Source organism: Micromonospora sp. NPDC048935, from assembly GCF_043197875.1.
GTDB lineage: Bacteria > Actinomycetota > Actinomycetes > Mycobacteriales > Micromonosporaceae > Micromonospora.
The window spans coordinates 102,297-115,108 of the sequence record NZ_JBICTZ010000007.1 but is presented as its reverse complement, the minus strand read 5'-3'; the positions used below and the strand labels follow the sequence as shown (position 1 = coordinate 115,108).

Sequence of the window (12,812 nt, the reverse complement as noted above, 5' to 3'; positions counted from 1 at the left end):
AACCGCTGCCCCCGGCCGCCGCGCGCGCGGCCCCCGCCCCACCGCTCCCGGCGTGGGGGGGGGGCCGTCGGGTTCGCCTCGTTGGTTGCCCCGTGACCCCCCCGGCGGGGGGCCCGCGCGGCCACCCCCGGATCCAGGCTATGGCCCCGTCCGTCGCTCGAAGGGGAAAACCCCGGCGTCGGCGGATCCGTGCGCACGCCGGGCCGTGGCACGGGACAGCCAGGTTGGACCGGCATCGGTACGCTCGTCGCTCGTACGGTTCTGACGGGGGTGACGGTGAGTGTGAGTGACGAGACCCGGGCCTGGTTCGGGCGGTTGGTGGCGGACACACGGGAGCGGTTCGCGGGGCTGGCCGAGCTCGGCGACGACCCCGAGCGACTCTACGGCGAGGCGCAGTCCCCGGAGGGCATCGTCGCGGTGGTGGCACCCGGGGGGATGCCGGTCCGGCTCACGCTGAGCACCTCCGCGTTGCGGCTGGGGCCGCAGGAGCTGGCGGAGCGCATCGTGGCGACCCAGCGGGAGGCCGCGGCCGAGGCCGGGCGACGGCAGGCCGAGGTGGTCCAGGAGCTGGTCGGCCCGGCCACCGGCGGGGCCGTCGACGTGCGGTCGATGGTCGACCGGGCGGTCGACAAGGGCCGGTTCCGTGCGGCCGCGGAGCAACTCGACTCCGCCGACGACCAGTTCGGCCGGCGTCGGTGAGCGGCGACGGCTTCACCGTCCAGCCGGCGGCGCTGCGCGCGGCGGCCGCCGGTCAGGAGGCCGTGGCCGGGGCCGCCGAGTCGACAGCCCGTACCGTCGAGTCGGCCACCGCCCAGGGCAACCTCTTCGGTGTGATCGGGCAGATGGCCGGCCTGGATGCCGGTTACCGCGGCTGGGTGGCCGACGAGGTGACCTCGCTACAGGCCCTCGTCGAGTACCTGCACGACCTCGCCGACGGTTTGCACACCAACGCCGAGGCGTACGAGCACACCGACTCGGGCAACGCCGACCACCTGGCGAGCCAGTACCCGGAGCGGTCATGACCCAGCCCAACGCCGTCGACGTCGCCAAGGGCTACCAGCAGGCCCGGGACACCTGGGACCAGGTGACCAGTCCCGCCTCCGAGGCGCTCAACACCGGGTTGGACGCGCTGCTCTACCCGTTCGTGTGGCCGCTGCTGCAACTGCTGGAGCTGTGCGTCGGCGACCCCGACCAGCTCGACGCGCACGCGGGTGCCTGGCGCAACGCCGCCACCCAGCTGCGGCAGGTCGCCGAGCAGGAGCGGCAGGGCCTGGACGCGCTGCGTCCGGAGTGGACCGGGCAGGCGGCCGAGGCGTACGCCCGGCGGATCGACGCGCTGGTGCAGGGGTTGGAAGCGGCTGCCGCGGAGATGGCCCGGACCGCCGACAGCCTCGGTGACACCGCGATGGACCTGCGCGACTGCGAGGAGATCATCCGGACCATCATCCGGGAGTTGGTCGAGTGGCTGGTGATCACCTGGCTCGCCGCCCAGGCGCTGGCGATCATCACCGCCGGTGCGTCCGAGGCGGCGGCCGCCGTCGCCTCGGCGGCCGAGACCGGCATCGCGGTCAGCCGGACCACCCGGATCCTGGCGCAACTGCACCGGGCGCTGGAGGCGTACAAGGCGATGATGGAGGCGCTCAAGGCGCTGGGCACCGTTGGCAAGATCGCCGCGTGGACCATCAACAAGCTGTACGGCCCGAAGCACTGGCTGAAGGTGGGCATCAAGCTCGCCACCCCGCTGGACGGGTCGATCGTCGGCGAGGGGTTGGAGTCGGTCGGCGACATGGTCATCAACTCCTCCGCCGACGAGTACGAGGATCGGCGCCGCGGTGACGACGGCGACGGCAGCCGCTGGCGGCGTACGGTGAGTTCGTGGACGGACCCGGCAGCCGACCGGGCGCCGTGACGCGGGGAGGATCGACGATGGACGAGCAGGCGGCGCGACGAGCGGAGCTGCTCGCTCAGGTGGGGGCCGTGTTGGCCCCGGGCGAGACCCTGCGGGAGGCGTGCTGGTTCACCCGCGTGCCGGGCCGCCGCTCGGCGGGGGAGGTGTTCCGTGCCGAGTTGAACCCGCTGCGGGTGGCGGAGGGGCTGGCCTGGGATGCCGTCGGGGTCACCGCCTCCACCGGGCCCGGGGTGGAGTGGTATCAGGCGGCTCGCAACGGGGTGCTCGGCGGCCCGCCGGGTTCGGTGGGCGTCGGGCTGGACGAGCGACTGCCCGAGCCCACGGTCGCCCAGGTGCTGGCTCTGACGGACCGTCGTGTGCTGGTGCTGCGCCGCCAGGGCGGTCGACCGGCCCAGACGCAGCCACCCGCCGGCGGCGGTCTGCGGGATCGCCTCGCGGCGGCGGCCAACCAGGTGCGGGCGGCCTGGCAGGGGCCCGGCCCGGTGGACCGGGACGTGCCACTGGAGGTGGCCTGGCAGGTGGGTCTGGAGTCGCTGGTCCGCCTCGACGCGCTGCCCGGCGGCACGATCGGGCGTCTCGCCCTGCTCTTCGCCGACGGTTCGTGGATCGTGCTCGGCCCACCGGACGCCGCCACCGCGCACCGGATGGCGTCGTCGCGCGCCGGGTGATCGCGTCGGCGCCGCCCGACGGGCGGCGGCGCCGAGCCGACCGCCGAGCCGACCGTGCCTGTCGTACCGGCGGTCCGCCAGCGTCGAAAGGCTCCGGCCCGATCGTCGACGCGCGTGTCGTCGACCCCCGTTCGTCGGACCAGTGCGTTCCAATATGGAACGAACTATAGTCGGGTGAGACCGACGGAGGTAGCGGGTGCGGCGAGAGGATCTCGCCGACGCGGACTGCGGCATCGCGCAGGCGCTCGGCGTACTGGGGGACTGGTGGACGTTCCTCATCGTGCGTGACGTCGCCGGCGGGACGACCCGCTTCGACGCGCTGCACCGTGAGCTGGGCGTCAGCCGGCGGGCGCTTACCGAACGCCTCGCCGCCCTGGTCGAGCACGGGGTGCTGGAGCGCCGCTCCTACTCGCGACACCCACCGCGCTACGACTACCTGCTCACCGCGCGGGGCGAGGGGCTGCTGCCGGTGCTGATCGCCCTACAGGACTGGGGGACGAGGCATCTCATGGGTGACGGTGAGCTGACCGCGACGGCCGACGCCGACTCCGCCGAGGCGCGCCGGGCGCACCACCTGGTCGGGCGGCGACTGCCCGAGGTGGTCCTGCCCGGTCCCGACGGTCTGCCGGTCGCGTTGGCGAGGATGGACACCTGGGCGGTCCTCTACCTCTTCCCCGGGGCGTACGCGCCGGGAACGCCCGGCTATCCGCCGGGCTGGGCGGAGATCCCCGGTGCCCGGGGCTGCACCCTGGAGTCGAGCACGTACGCCAACAGTCACTCGGACTTCCAGGCCGCCGGTGTGCGGGTGCACGGGATCAGCACCCAGCGCCCGGACCAGCTCGCCGACTTCGCCGCGTACGCCGGGCTGCCGTTTCCGTTGCTGTCCGACCAGGACGGCCGGTTGGCCGCGGGACTGCTGCTGCCGGTCTTCCGGGCCGGCGGTATGACCCGGTTCAAGCGGCTGACGCTGCTCGTCGACCCGACGGCGGTGGTGCGCGCCGTGCAGTTCCCGGTCACCGACCCGGCCGGCTCGGTGCGGGAGATGCTCACCCTGGCCCGCGCGCACGCGCCGGTCCCCGGCTGACGCGGGGCGTCGGCCGGGGACCGGGCGGACCGTCCGGTCAGGCGGGGAGCGTCCAGCGCTGGTTGGCGCCGGCGAAGCAGTCCCAGATCTGCAACCGGGTGCCGTCGGCGGAGCTGTTGTCCGTGACGTCCAGGCACTTGTTCGACTGCGGGTTGCGCAACGTGCCGTTGGACTGCGCCTGCCACACCTGGGCGCCGCTGCCGTTGCACTCCCAGAGCTGGACCTTCGCGCCGTTGGCGGTGGAGCCGCTGGCGATGTCGGCGCACTTGCCGAGGGCGCGCAGCGTGCTGTCACCGGCCACCGTCCAGGTCTGGGCGTTGGTGCCGTTGCAGCCGTAGAGCTGGATGGCGGCACCGTTGGCGGTGCTGGCCGCCGCCACGTCGACGCACTTGCCGCCGAGGCCGGTGATCCGGCCGGTGCGACCGGTCGGCGGCGGGGTGGTGCCGCCCATGATGGTGTCGTACATGGCGCTGAGCAGTGAGGTGGAGCCGCTGGTGTCCTGGCTCAGCTCCCAGTTCATCACGCCGCCGGCGTTGGCCATCGCCCACTGCGTCTTGCGCTTGACCGTCGGGATGCCGTTCCAGCACTGCTGCGAGCCGCCGATGGTGGCGCAGTCCCGGTTGGCGTTCGCCGGGTCCAGGCCGACGAGGTACGAGTAGTTGTAGTAGACCGGGCGGCTGTAGAACGGGATGCCGAGCACCGCCTTGCTGGCCGGCAGACCGCGGGCCTTCCACAGGTTGATGCTGTTGATCGACCAGTCGTAGTTGGCGTGGGGGTTGCCGCCGTCGTACGCCATGATGTTGAGCCAGTCGACCTGGTTGAACACGGCGGTCTGGACGCCGTCGACGGAGTAGCCCTCGGAGACGACCGCGGCGGTGAGCAGCTTGCCGCGGCTGTGCAGGGCGCTGCCGAGCTGCGTCATGAGCGCCGTGTAGTTGTTGGCCGAGGCGCCCGGGTCGGGATACTCCCAGTCCATGTCGACGCCGTCGAGGTTGTACTGGTTGACGAGGTTGACCAGGTTGTTGACGAAGGTGGTCCGGCTGCCGGAGTTGGCCGCCAGGGCCTCGAACGCCGAGTCGTTGCCGTCGTTCCAGCCGCCGACGGCGATGGAGACCTTCACGTTGTTGGCGTGTGCCCGCGAGACAAGCGAGGAGAGCCGGCCGCCGTCCACGCCCTGGAGGCTGCCGTTGCTGTTCGGCAGGACGAAGGCGTAGTTGATGTGGGTGAGCTTGTTGTACTGGATGGTGTTGATGTCGCCGGCCCAGGAGGGCAGGTAGCCGACGCTCTTGAAGTTGTTCGGCAGCACCACGGCCTGTGCGGCGGTGGTGGTGACGGTGAGGGTGGCGCCGGCGGTGGCCAGCGCGAGGAGGCCGGCGGCGAGGGCGCGGCGCAGGGGTGAGGACATCGGGGGCCTTCCCGTGGCGGGGGACGACACCCGCCCACGCGGGTTGTCGCGGGCGGGCGGTGCGGGACGCAGGAACGGGTGGGCCTCGAGGCAGCCAAATCTTAAAGAGTGTTAACTGTCCGCGTCAATCAACGTCCGTGGATTTACCCGCGCCGGAACCGATATGGGGGTTTACCCAAACGACCGTTAAGCTGCTGGGGTGGGAATCGACGAGCTGTACCCGCCCGACCGGCTGATCGCCGCGCAGCGCGCCACCGCCGCCGCCGGTCTGGACGCCCTGCTGCTCACACCCGGCTCCGACCTGCGGTACCTGACCGGGTACGACGCCCACGCGGGGGAGCGGCTGACCTGCCTGGTGCTGCCCGCCGTGGGTGAGCCGACCCTCGTCGTGCCCCGGCTGGAACGCCCGGCGGCGGAGGCGGCACCGGCCACCGGCGTGCGCATCGTCGACCACGTCGACGGCGCCGACCCGTACCCCCTGGTGGTCGCCGCACTCGGCGGGCCGGTCGCGGCGGTCGGGCTGGCCGACCGGATGTGGGCCGAGCAGGTCCTCGCGTTGCGCGCGGCCCTGCCCGGCGCCGCGCAACGCCTCGCCGGCGAGGTGCTGCGCGAGCTGCGGATCCGCAAGTCCCCGGCGGAGGTCGCGGCCCTCGCCGAGGCCGGCGCGGCGATCGACGAGGTGCACCTGCGGATGGGACGGTGGCTGCGGCCCGGCCGCACCGAGGCGCAGGTCGCCACCGACATCGCCGCGGCGATCCGGGCCGCCGGGCACGTCACCGTCGACTTCGTCATCGTCGCGGCCGGACCCAACGGGGCCAGCCCACACCACGGCACCTCGGACCGGCCGATCGGTGCCGGTGAGCCGGTGGTGGTCGACATCGGCGGCACGATGGCGTCGGGGTACCGCTCGGACTGCACCCGCACCTACGTGGTGGGTGCGCCGGCGCCGGCGGACTTCCTGGACTACTACGCGGTGCTGCACGACGCCCAGCGCGCCGCGGTCGCCGCGGTGCGGCCCGGGATCACCGGTGCGGCGGCCGACGCCGCGGCCCGCGACCCGATCGCCGCCGCCGGCTACGGCCCCGCGTTCCTGCACCGCACCGGCCACGGCATCGGTCTCGACGGTCACGAGGAGCCCTACCTGGTGGCCGGCAACGACCGCCCGATCGAGGCCGGGATGGCGTTCTCCATCGAACCGGGCGTCTACCTGGCGGGCCGGCACGGCGCCCGCATCGAGGACATCGTCGTCTGCACCACGGACGGCGTGCAACGGCTCAACACCACCCCCACGGAGCTCATCGCGCTATGACTGTCGACCGGATCCTGCCCACCGACGAGGCCCACGACCTGCTGGGTCTCGCCACCGAGCTCGCCGACCGCGAGCTCGCGCCGAAGGCCGCCGCCTTCGAGGAGCGCGCCGAGTTCCCCCGCGAGGTGCTCCGGGCCCTCGGCCGTGCCGGCCTGCTCGGCCTGCCCTACCCCGAGGAGTACGGCGGCGCGGCCCAGCCCTACGAGGTGTACCTACAGGTGCTGGAGATCCTGGCCAGCCGCTGGCTCGCGGTCGCCGAGGCGGTCAGCGTGCACACCCTGTCCTGCTACCCGGTGTTCGCGTTCGGCAGCGACGAGCAGCGCAAGCGGCTGCCGGACCTGATCGGCGGCGAGTTGCTGGGCGCGTACTGCCTCTCCGAGCCGCAGGGTGGCTCGGACGCGGCGGCGCTGAGCACCCGGGCGGTTCGCGACGGCGACGCGTACCTGGTGTCCGGCACCAAGGCCTGGATCACCCACGCGCGGACCGCCGACTTCTACAACGTCTTCTGCCGCACGTCCGGACCCGGGCCGAAGGGGATCTCCTGCCTGCTCGCGGACGCGGGCACGGTCGGCATCAACCCGCAGGCGGCCGAACGGACGATGGGGCTGCGCGCCTCCCCGGTGGCGCAGATCGTCTTCGACGAGGCGCGGGTGCCGGCCGACCGGCTGATCGGCGGCGAGGGCGCGGGCTTCACCATCGCCATGTCCGCGCTCGACTCCGGTCGTCTGGGCATCGCCGCCTGCGCGGTCGGTCTGGCCCAGGCGGCCCTGGACTACGCGGTTTCCTACGCCCGGGAGCGGCAGCAGTTCGGCCGGTCCATCATCGACTTCCAGGGCCTCGGCTTCCTCCTCGCCGACGCGGCCACCCAGATCTCCGCCGCCCGCGCGCTGACCCTCGCCGCGGCCCGGCTGCGCGACGCCGGCCGCCCGTACGCGATCGAGGCGGCCAAGGCGAAGCTCTTCGCCACCGACATGGCGATGCGGGTGACCACCGACGCGGTGCAGGTGCTCGGCGGCGCCGGTTACGTGGCCGATCACCCGGTGGAGCGGTACATGCGCGAGGCCAAGGTGTTGCAGATCGTGGAGGGCACCAACCAGATCCAGCGGATGGTGATTTCCCGGTCGCTGGCGAAGGGCTGAGCAGCGCCGGGGCGGCGGCGGTGGGTCCACCGGCCGCCGCCCCGGCGGGTACCTCGTCGCCGTCGGGCCGTTTTCCCGGTAGGTTGCACGCCGTGGAGGAGATCGACCGCGCTATCGTCGCCGCGCTGACCGCCGACGGCCGACTGTCGTACACCGACCTGGCCGAGAAGGTGGGGTTGTCGGTGTCCGCCGTGCACCAGCGGGTGCGCCGGCTGGAGCAGCGTGGGGTGATCAAGGGGTACGCCGCCCGGGTGTCGTTCGAGGCACTGGACCTGCCGCTGACCGCGTTCGTGGCGATCCGCCCGTTCGACCCGTCGCAGCCGGACGACGCGCCGGAGCGGCTGGCCCACCTGCCCGAGATCGACTCGTGTTACTCGGTGGCGGGGGAGGACTTCTACCTGCTGCTGGTGCGGGTGGCGAGCCCGACCGACCTGGAGCGGGTGCTCCAGGAGATTCGCACCTCGGCGAACGTGACGACCCGGACGACCGTGGTGCTGTCCACCCCGTACGAGAATCGGCCGCCGAAGATCAGCGGGGCGGCACCGAGTCGGTCGCGGTCCCGGGCGCCGGAGGAGCAGGCTGGTTCCAGCGCAGGATGACCTGCCGGCCGTGCTCGTGACCGAGCGCGCTGACCGTGGCGGTCTCCAGGCGTAGCCGTCCGCCGGCGGACGGGGGCAGGCCGATCCAGCGCGCGCCGAGCACGCGCAGGCTGTGCGCGTGCCCGACAAGTGCGACGGTGCCCCGGTCGAGCAGCGGGGTGACCCGTGCGAGCACCCGGTCGAGGCGTTCGCCGACCTGCGCGGGTGACTCGCCGCCGGGGCAGCCGTCGGTCCAGATGTTCCAGTGTGGGTGGTCGGCGTGGATGTCGACTGTCGTGCGGCCCTCGTACTCGCCGTAGTTCCACTCGCTGAGGTCCTCGTCGACGGCGTCGACGGTGAGCCCGGCCAGCTGCGCGGTGCGCAGCGCCCGGGAGCGGGGGCTGGCCAGCACTGTCGCGAACCGCCGCCCGGCGAGGAACGCGGCGAGGGTGCGCGCCTGTCGCTCGCCGTCGGGGGTCAGCTCCAGGTCGGTGTACGAGGTGTGCCGCAGGCTGGCGCTCCAGGTGGTCTCGCCGTGCCGGATCAGCAGGAGCTCTCCCATGCGGCAAGTTAACCATCGTGACCGGCCCCGGCAGGCGACCCTCCCTCAACCTATCTTCCTAGGATGCCTTAGCGGGTGTGCCGACCGGCACCACCGGTTTCGGCACCGGAAGACCGGGCAAGCGAGCCGGGACAACCGCCAGACCGAGGAGGCGCGATGAGCTTCACCGAGAAGGCCAAGAACAAGGTCGAACAGATGGCCGGTGCCGCGCGTGAGCGCGTCGGCGACATGACCGACAACGAGCGGATGCGTGGCGAGGGCGCCAGCCAGGAGAGCGACGCCCGCGCCAAGCAGGCCGGTCAGAACGTGAAGGACGCCGGTCGCAATATGAAGGACTCGTTCACGAAGTGACCTGGGCGGTCCACGGGTCCCCGGGTGGCACTGTCGCCCGGGGGCCCGTCGCTGTCTGCGGCTAGGGTCGGCCGGTGACGGTGCTGCGTTCCCTGGTGTTGTTCGCGTTGGCGGCGTTGGCTGAGATTGGTGGCGCCTGGCTGGTGTGGCAGGGCTGGCGCGAACAGCGGGGCCTGTGGTGGATCGCCGCCGGTGTGGTCGCGTTGGGCTGTTACGGGTTCGTCGCCACGTTCCAGCCGGACGCGCACTTCGGCCGGATCCTGGCCGCGTACGGCGGGGTGTTCGTGGCGGGTTCGTTGGGCTGGGCGATGGTGGTGGACGGCTTTCGCCCGGACCGGTGGGACGTGGCCGGTGCGGCGTTGTGCCTGCTCGGCGTCGCGGTCATCATGTACGCCCCCCGTGGCGCCTGAGGTCCTTGCTGCCCTGAGTTTCGGGGACGGTGAGTGCTCTTCGCTTCTGCGATGATCTGCGGCGTGAATCGATCTCGGCTTCGCTTCGGGTGGGGCGTACTGGTGACGGTGGCTGTTCTGGGCAGCGCCGCGTGCTCGGCGTCCCGGGTGCCCTCGACGGAGCGACCGGCCTTCGTTGGCTCGTCCGCCACCACGGCCGCCCCGTCGGTCGGTCCCAGCGCGCCGCAGAGGGCGTCGGCCGTCCCGGGGGCGACGCGGGTGGGGACCCGGGCACCGGTGGTGGATCACGGGCCGCGTCGCGGTAACCGGGTCGCGTTGACCTTCGACGCGGACATGACCGACGGGATGCTGGCCAGTCTGCGTGCCGGTCGGGTGAAGTCGTACGCCAACCTGCGCATCCTCGACCTGCTGGAGCGCGACGAGGTGGCGGCCACGTTCTTCCTGACCGGCAAGTGGGTGCAGCGGTATCCGGACGTGACCCGGCGGATCGCCGGGAACCCGCGCTTCGAGTTGGCCAACCACACCTACGGGCACGCGGCGTTCACGGCCGACTGCTATGACCTGCCCTCGCTGCCGGTGGACAAGTTGGCCGGGGACGTGGCGAAGACGTTCGAGGTGATCAAGCCGTACGGGGGTCGGCAGACCCGGTACTTCCGCTTTCCGGGGCTGTGCCATGACGCGGTGACGCTTGACGCCCTGGCGCCGCTGGGTGTGACCGTCGTCGACGGGGACGTGGTCAGTGGTGATCCCTTCGCGACCGCGTGGAAGCCGCTGGTGCGGGCGGTGTTGGACCACGTCCGCCCGGGGTCGGTGGTGATCATGCACGTGACCGAGGCGAACGCGGCGATGACCGACGAGGCGTTGCCGCACATCCTGGCCGGGCTGCGCGAGCGAGGGCTGGAGCCGGCGCCGTTGTCCGAGGTGCTGGCCGGCGGCTGAGGCTCAGCTTTCCCGCACGTCGTCGACAGTCAGGACGATCTTGCCGCGGCGGGATCCGCCTTCGGCCGCCTGGTGCGCGTCGGCCGCCTTCTCGAGGGGAAAGGCGGCGTCGATCGGCACCCTGAACCGGCCCTTGGTGAACAGTTCGGCTGCTGCGGGCAGGCCGTGGCGGCCGTCGGGTTCGCCCGCCAGTTGCCCCATCGACAGGCGGACGCCGTGCGTGGGGGCGGTGAAGTCGGCGAGGGTGACGACCGCTGTCGGGTCGCCGGTGAGGTGGAGCAGTTCGGGCAGGGACCCGGCGCCGGCGACGTCGAGGGCGCGGTCGACCCGGGTCACGCCGAGGGCGTCGAGGCGGTTCGTGAGGTCGGGGCCGTAGGTGAGCGGTGTCGCTCCGAGCTGGCGGAGGAGGTCGTGGTTGTCGGCGCGGGCGGTGCCGATGACGTTGATGCCTCGGGCGGCGGCGAGTTGGATGGCGATGCTGCCGACGCCACCAGCGGCGCCGTCGACGAGGAGCGTCAGGCCGGGCCGTAGGTCCAGCAGGTCGAGGGCTCGGGTGGCGGTCTCGATGCTGGTGCCCGCCGCGCCCGCCTGGGCCCACGGCATGGTGATGGGCTTGTGCGCCCAGAGCTGTAGTACCGCGAACTGTGCGCTCGCGCCGCCGAGTCTGGCCAGCTCGACGATGCCGAAGACGTGGTCGCCGACTGTCACATCGTCGACGTCGCTGCCGATCTCGTCGACGATGCCGGCCGCGTCGACCCCGGGAATGTGGGGCAGCGGTAGTTGGGCGCTCATCGGGGTGCGGCCGGAGCGGAGGCCGACGTCGACGGGGGAGACCCCGGCGGCCTGGAGGCGGATGCGGATCTGGCCGGCCCGGGGGTGGGGCGCGTCGGTGGTGCCGAGGTGGAGTACCTCGGGGCCACCGAACCGGTCGTACTGGACGGCGAACATGAAGGGCTCCTCTGCCTGGGGTGACGGGGCGGTGTTCGTACCGTAGACGGGAAACGGAGCAGCTGTTCCGTTGTGGGGTCAAGTGAGAGGGAGGCCGGCCGAGGATGTCTCAGATGCAGCGTGCCGATGCCCGGTTCAACCGTGATCGGGTGGTGGCGGCGGCGCGGGCGGCGTTCGCGTCGGCGGGGCTCGAGGTGCCCATGCGGGAGGTGGCGCGACGGGCTGGGGTGGGGGTGGCGACCCTGTACCGGCACTTTCCGACGCGTACGGAGTTGGTCGCGACGGTCTTGGCAGAGCGTGTCGAGGACTGCGGTGTGCGGATGCGCCGCGCGCTCGACGACCCGGACCCGTGGCGGGCGCTGTCGGGGGTGGTGCGCGAGTTCGCTGAGCGGCAGATCCATGACCTGGCGCTCAACGAGGCGTTGTTGGGGCCGGGTGAGCTGGGTGCGGCGTTCCAGGAGGAGCGGCGGGAGCATGCGCAGGCGTTGAATGTGCTCGTCGTACGGGCGCAGGCCGCGGGTGTGCTGCGCGACGGCGTCGACGTGGGCGATGTCCGGGCCGGCCTGCTGGCCATTGCGTCGCTACGGCGGTTGCCGGCGACGACGAGTGCCCAGGTGATCGGTAGGGTCGCCGGTCTCGTGCTCGCCGGTATCCGCGCCTGACTGGTGCGGGCTGTGACGGTTGTGGTCGCACCGGACATGGACTGGACGTGAGCTCGGGGACAGAGCAGGACGAGGACCGCTTCCGGCGGGCGTATGCCGAGGACTTCGAGTCGTTGTTGGCGTACGCGCTGCGCGGGTCGCGCATCCGGTGGACGCGGCTGACGTCGTCGCGGAGACCTTCCTGGTGGCGTGGCGTCGCCGGCAGGACATGCCGGTCGGCGGGGAGGCGCGGCTGTGGTTGTACGGGGTGGCTCGGCGGGTGTTGGCCAACCAGCACCGTGGTGGTGTTCGTCGGCAGCGTCTCGGTGAGCGGTTGCGCCAGCAGATTTCTGCTGCGGTCACGGATCCGGGGAGTGAGGTGCCGGAGCGGCTTTCCCCGCGACGACGTGTTCGTGGAGATGAGTACCTGCGGGAACTGGTGGCGTGAGGACCTGGACCGGGTTCTCGTGGACATCGTGCGGGTGGACGTGCGGACGTGGTTGGCTGCGCTGCCGGCGGAGATGGTGATGCCGGTGCCGCCCGGGTTGGATGGCGCCTCGCTGGAGGGCATCGGTGTGAGTGACTCGTCCCAGTTCGGCGTGGGTGTGACGTCCCGGGTCGGGTGCGGGTGGATCGCGGAGTGGCAGCGGGCGCGGGCGAGCGGGGACGTGGCCGCGGTGCGGCGGGCCGCGGACGCGTTGCGGGGCAGCCACGGGTGGCGGGTGCTGCGGGGCCTGGACGGGGCCGGTGACTGGGCGGAGGTGTTCTGGGAGTACGCCGACGAGGTCTCGGCGGGGACGGTGCGGGCCGGGTATGTGCAGGCCCTGGGCTGCCGGTGACGGGGAACGGCGGCACCTCGGGGGAATCCG

17 protein-coding genes are annotated in these 12,812 nt (G+C 72.5%); 14 read left to right on the top strand and 3 right to left on the bottom strand.

Features of this window, described 5'->3' with window-relative positions:
* Window positions 1-282: 282 nt before the first annotated feature.
* The 5 genes from ACGFIW_RS20215 to ACGFIW_RS20195 all read left to right on the top strand — a co-directional run bounded on the left by ACGFIW_RS20215 (window position 283) and on the right by ACGFIW_RS20195 (window position 3,661).
* A complete protein-coding gene (locus ACGFIW_RS20215; RefSeq protein WP_393317732.1) occupies window positions 283-699 on the top strand; it encodes a hypothetical protein in 417 nt (138 codons plus the stop codon).
* Entirely contained in the window at window positions 696-1,022 is a 327-nt protein-coding gene (locus tag ACGFIW_RS20210; RefSeq protein ID WP_393317730.1) for a type VII secretion target, read from the top strand. Before ACGFIW_RS20215 ends, ACGFIW_RS20210 begins: the two co-directional genes overlap by 4 nt.
* A complete protein-coding gene (locus ACGFIW_RS20205) occupies window positions 1,019-1,909 on the top strand; it encodes a WXG100 family type VII secretion target (protein ID WP_393317727.1) in 891 nt (296 codons plus the stop codon). The genes ACGFIW_RS20210 and ACGFIW_RS20205 overlap by 4 nt, the downstream gene beginning before the upstream one ends.
* A gap of 17 nt (window positions 1,910-1,926) precedes the next feature.
* A complete protein-coding gene (locus ACGFIW_RS20200; RefSeq protein ID WP_393317724.1) occupies window positions 1,927-2,577 on the top strand; it encodes a hypothetical protein in 651 nt (216 codons plus the stop codon).
* A gap of 196 nt (window positions 2,578-2,773) precedes the next feature.
* Window positions 2,774-3,661, top strand: a complete 888-nt coding sequence (locus ACGFIW_RS20195) for a winged helix-turn-helix transcriptional regulator (RefSeq protein WP_393317721.1) — start codon at window positions 2,774-2,776, stop codon at window positions 3,659-3,661.
* Between the two features lie 37 nt (window positions 3,662-3,698).
* Here ACGFIW_RS20195 and ACGFIW_RS20190 read toward each other — a convergent pair whose 3' ends face one another.
* Complete coding sequence (locus ACGFIW_RS20190; protein ID WP_393317718.1) at window positions 3,699-5,066, bottom strand: glycosyl hydrolase family 18 protein; 1,368 nt, start codon at window positions 5,064-5,066, stop codon at window positions 3,699-3,701.
* A 199-nt stretch (window positions 5,067-5,265) separates the two neighbouring features.
* Between ACGFIW_RS20190 and ACGFIW_RS20185 the strand changes: the two genes are divergently transcribed.
* From ACGFIW_RS20185 to ACGFIW_RS20175, 3 genes are all read left to right on the top strand, one after another.
* Window positions 5,266-6,375: a M24 family metallopeptidase gene (locus tag ACGFIW_RS20185; RefSeq protein WP_393317715.1), complete on the top strand. Its 1,110-nt coding sequence runs from the start codon at window positions 5,266-5,268 to the stop codon at window positions 6,373-6,375.
* Window positions 6,372-7,514, top strand: coding sequence for an acyl-CoA dehydrogenase family protein (locus ACGFIW_RS20180; protein ID WP_393317712.1), 1,143 nt, complete (start codon window positions 6,372-6,374; stop codon window positions 7,512-7,514). Before ACGFIW_RS20185 ends, ACGFIW_RS20180 begins: the two co-directional genes overlap by 4 nt.
* 92 nt (window positions 7,515-7,606) lie before the next feature.
* Entirely contained in the window at window positions 7,607-8,113 is a 507-nt protein-coding gene (locus ACGFIW_RS20175; protein ID WP_393317709.1) for an Lrp/AsnC family transcriptional regulator, read from the top strand.
* On the opposite strand, the gene ACGFIW_RS20170 is transcribed toward ACGFIW_RS20175, so the two are convergent.
* On the bottom strand, window positions 8,043-8,654 hold the full coding sequence (locus ACGFIW_RS20170; protein ID WP_393317706.1) for a histidine phosphatase family protein: 612 nt from the start codon (window positions 8,652-8,654) through the stop codon (window positions 8,043-8,045). The two genes, ACGFIW_RS20175 and ACGFIW_RS20170, sit on opposite strands and share 71 nt — an antisense overlap.
* Before the next feature lie 156 nt (window positions 8,655-8,810).
* Here ACGFIW_RS20170 and ACGFIW_RS20165 point away from each other — a divergent pair, with 156 nt between their 5' ends.
* The 3 genes from ACGFIW_RS20165 to ACGFIW_RS20155 all read left to right on the top strand — a co-directional run bounded on the left by ACGFIW_RS20165 (window position 8,811) and on the right by ACGFIW_RS20155 (window position 10,354).
* On the top strand, window positions 8,811-9,005 hold the full coding sequence (locus ACGFIW_RS20165; RefSeq protein ID WP_124856785.1) for a CsbD family protein: 195 nt from the start codon (window positions 8,811-8,813) through the stop codon (window positions 9,003-9,005).
* Between the two features lie 74 nt (window positions 9,006-9,079).
* Window positions 9,080-9,415: a YnfA family protein gene (locus ACGFIW_RS20160; RefSeq protein ID WP_393317703.1), complete on the top strand. Its 336-nt coding sequence runs from the start codon at window positions 9,080-9,082 to the stop codon at window positions 9,413-9,415.
* A 276-nt stretch (window positions 9,416-9,691) separates the two neighbouring features.
* Window positions 9,692-10,354 carry a polysaccharide deacetylase family protein gene (locus ACGFIW_RS20155; RefSeq protein ID WP_393317701.1) on the top strand — a complete coding sequence of 221 codons (663 nt, stop codon included), beginning with the start codon at window positions 9,692-9,694 and terminating at the stop codon, window positions 10,352-10,354.
* Between the two features lie 3 nt (window positions 10,355-10,357).
* Here the strand turns inward: ACGFIW_RS20155 and ACGFIW_RS20150 are convergent, their stop codons facing one another.
* Window positions 10,358-11,302 (bottom strand): NADP-dependent oxidoreductase, encoded by a 945-nt coding sequence (locus ACGFIW_RS20150; protein WP_393317698.1) that lies wholly within the window; start codon window positions 11,300-11,302, stop codon window positions 10,358-10,360.
* 113 nt (window positions 11,303-11,415) lie between these two features.
* Between ACGFIW_RS20150 and ACGFIW_RS20145 the strand changes: the two genes are divergently transcribed.
* From ACGFIW_RS20145 to ACGFIW_RS20135, 3 genes are all read left to right on the top strand, one after another.
* Window positions 11,416-11,964, top strand: a complete 549-nt coding sequence (locus ACGFIW_RS20145) for a TetR/AcrR family transcriptional regulator (protein WP_393317696.1) — start codon at window positions 11,416-11,418, stop codon at window positions 11,962-11,964.
* 148 nt (window positions 11,965-12,112) lie between these two features.
* The gene (locus tag ACGFIW_RS20140; RefSeq protein ID WP_393317693.1) at window positions 12,113-12,391 is read left to right on the top strand and encodes an RNA polymerase sigma factor; all 279 of its coding nucleotides are present in this window, start codon (window positions 12,113-12,115) and stop codon (window positions 12,389-12,391) included.
* The gene (locus ACGFIW_RS20135; protein WP_393317690.1) at window positions 12,357-12,782 is read left to right on the top strand and encodes a hypothetical protein; all 426 of its coding nucleotides are present in this window, start codon (window positions 12,357-12,359) and stop codon (window positions 12,780-12,782) included. The genes ACGFIW_RS20140 and ACGFIW_RS20135 overlap by 35 nt, the downstream gene beginning before the upstream one ends.
* Window positions 12,783-12,812 lie beyond the last annotated feature (30 nt).

What these genes read in the sequence shown, in the direction of transcription:
- ACGFIW_RS20205 (WP_393317727.1), top strand. Translation starts at nt 1,019, where the DNA reads ATGACCCAGCCCAACGCCGTCGACGTCGCCAAGGGCTACCAGCAGGCC.
- ACGFIW_RS20200 (WP_393317724.1), top strand. Translation starts at nt 1,927, where the DNA reads ATGGACGAGCAGGCGGCGCGACGAGCGGAGCTGCTCGCTCAGGTGGGG.
- ACGFIW_RS20190 (WP_393317718.1), bottom strand. Translation starts at nt 5,066, where the DNA reads ATGTCCTCACCCCTGCGCCGCGCCCTCGCCGCCGGCCTCCTCGCGCTG.
- ACGFIW_RS20180 (WP_393317712.1), top strand. Translation starts at nt 6,372, where the DNA reads ATGACTGTCGACCGGATCCTGCCCACCGACGAGGCCCACGACCTGCTG.
- ACGFIW_RS20170 (WP_393317706.1), bottom strand. Translation starts at nt 8,654, where the DNA reads ATGGGAGAGCTCCTGCTGATCCGGCACGGCGAGACCACCTGGAGCGCC.
- ACGFIW_RS20165 (WP_124856785.1), top strand. Translation starts at nt 8,811, where the DNA reads ATGAGCTTCACCGAGAAGGCCAAGAACAAGGTCGAACAGATGGCCGGT.
- ACGFIW_RS20150 (WP_393317698.1), bottom strand. Translation starts at nt 11,302, where the DNA reads ATGTTCGCCGTCCAGTACGACCGGTTCGGTGGCCCCGAGGTACTCCAC.
- ACGFIW_RS20145 (WP_393317696.1), top strand. Translation starts at nt 11,416, where the DNA reads ATGCAGCGTGCCGATGCCCGGTTCAACCGTGATCGGGTGGTGGCGGCG.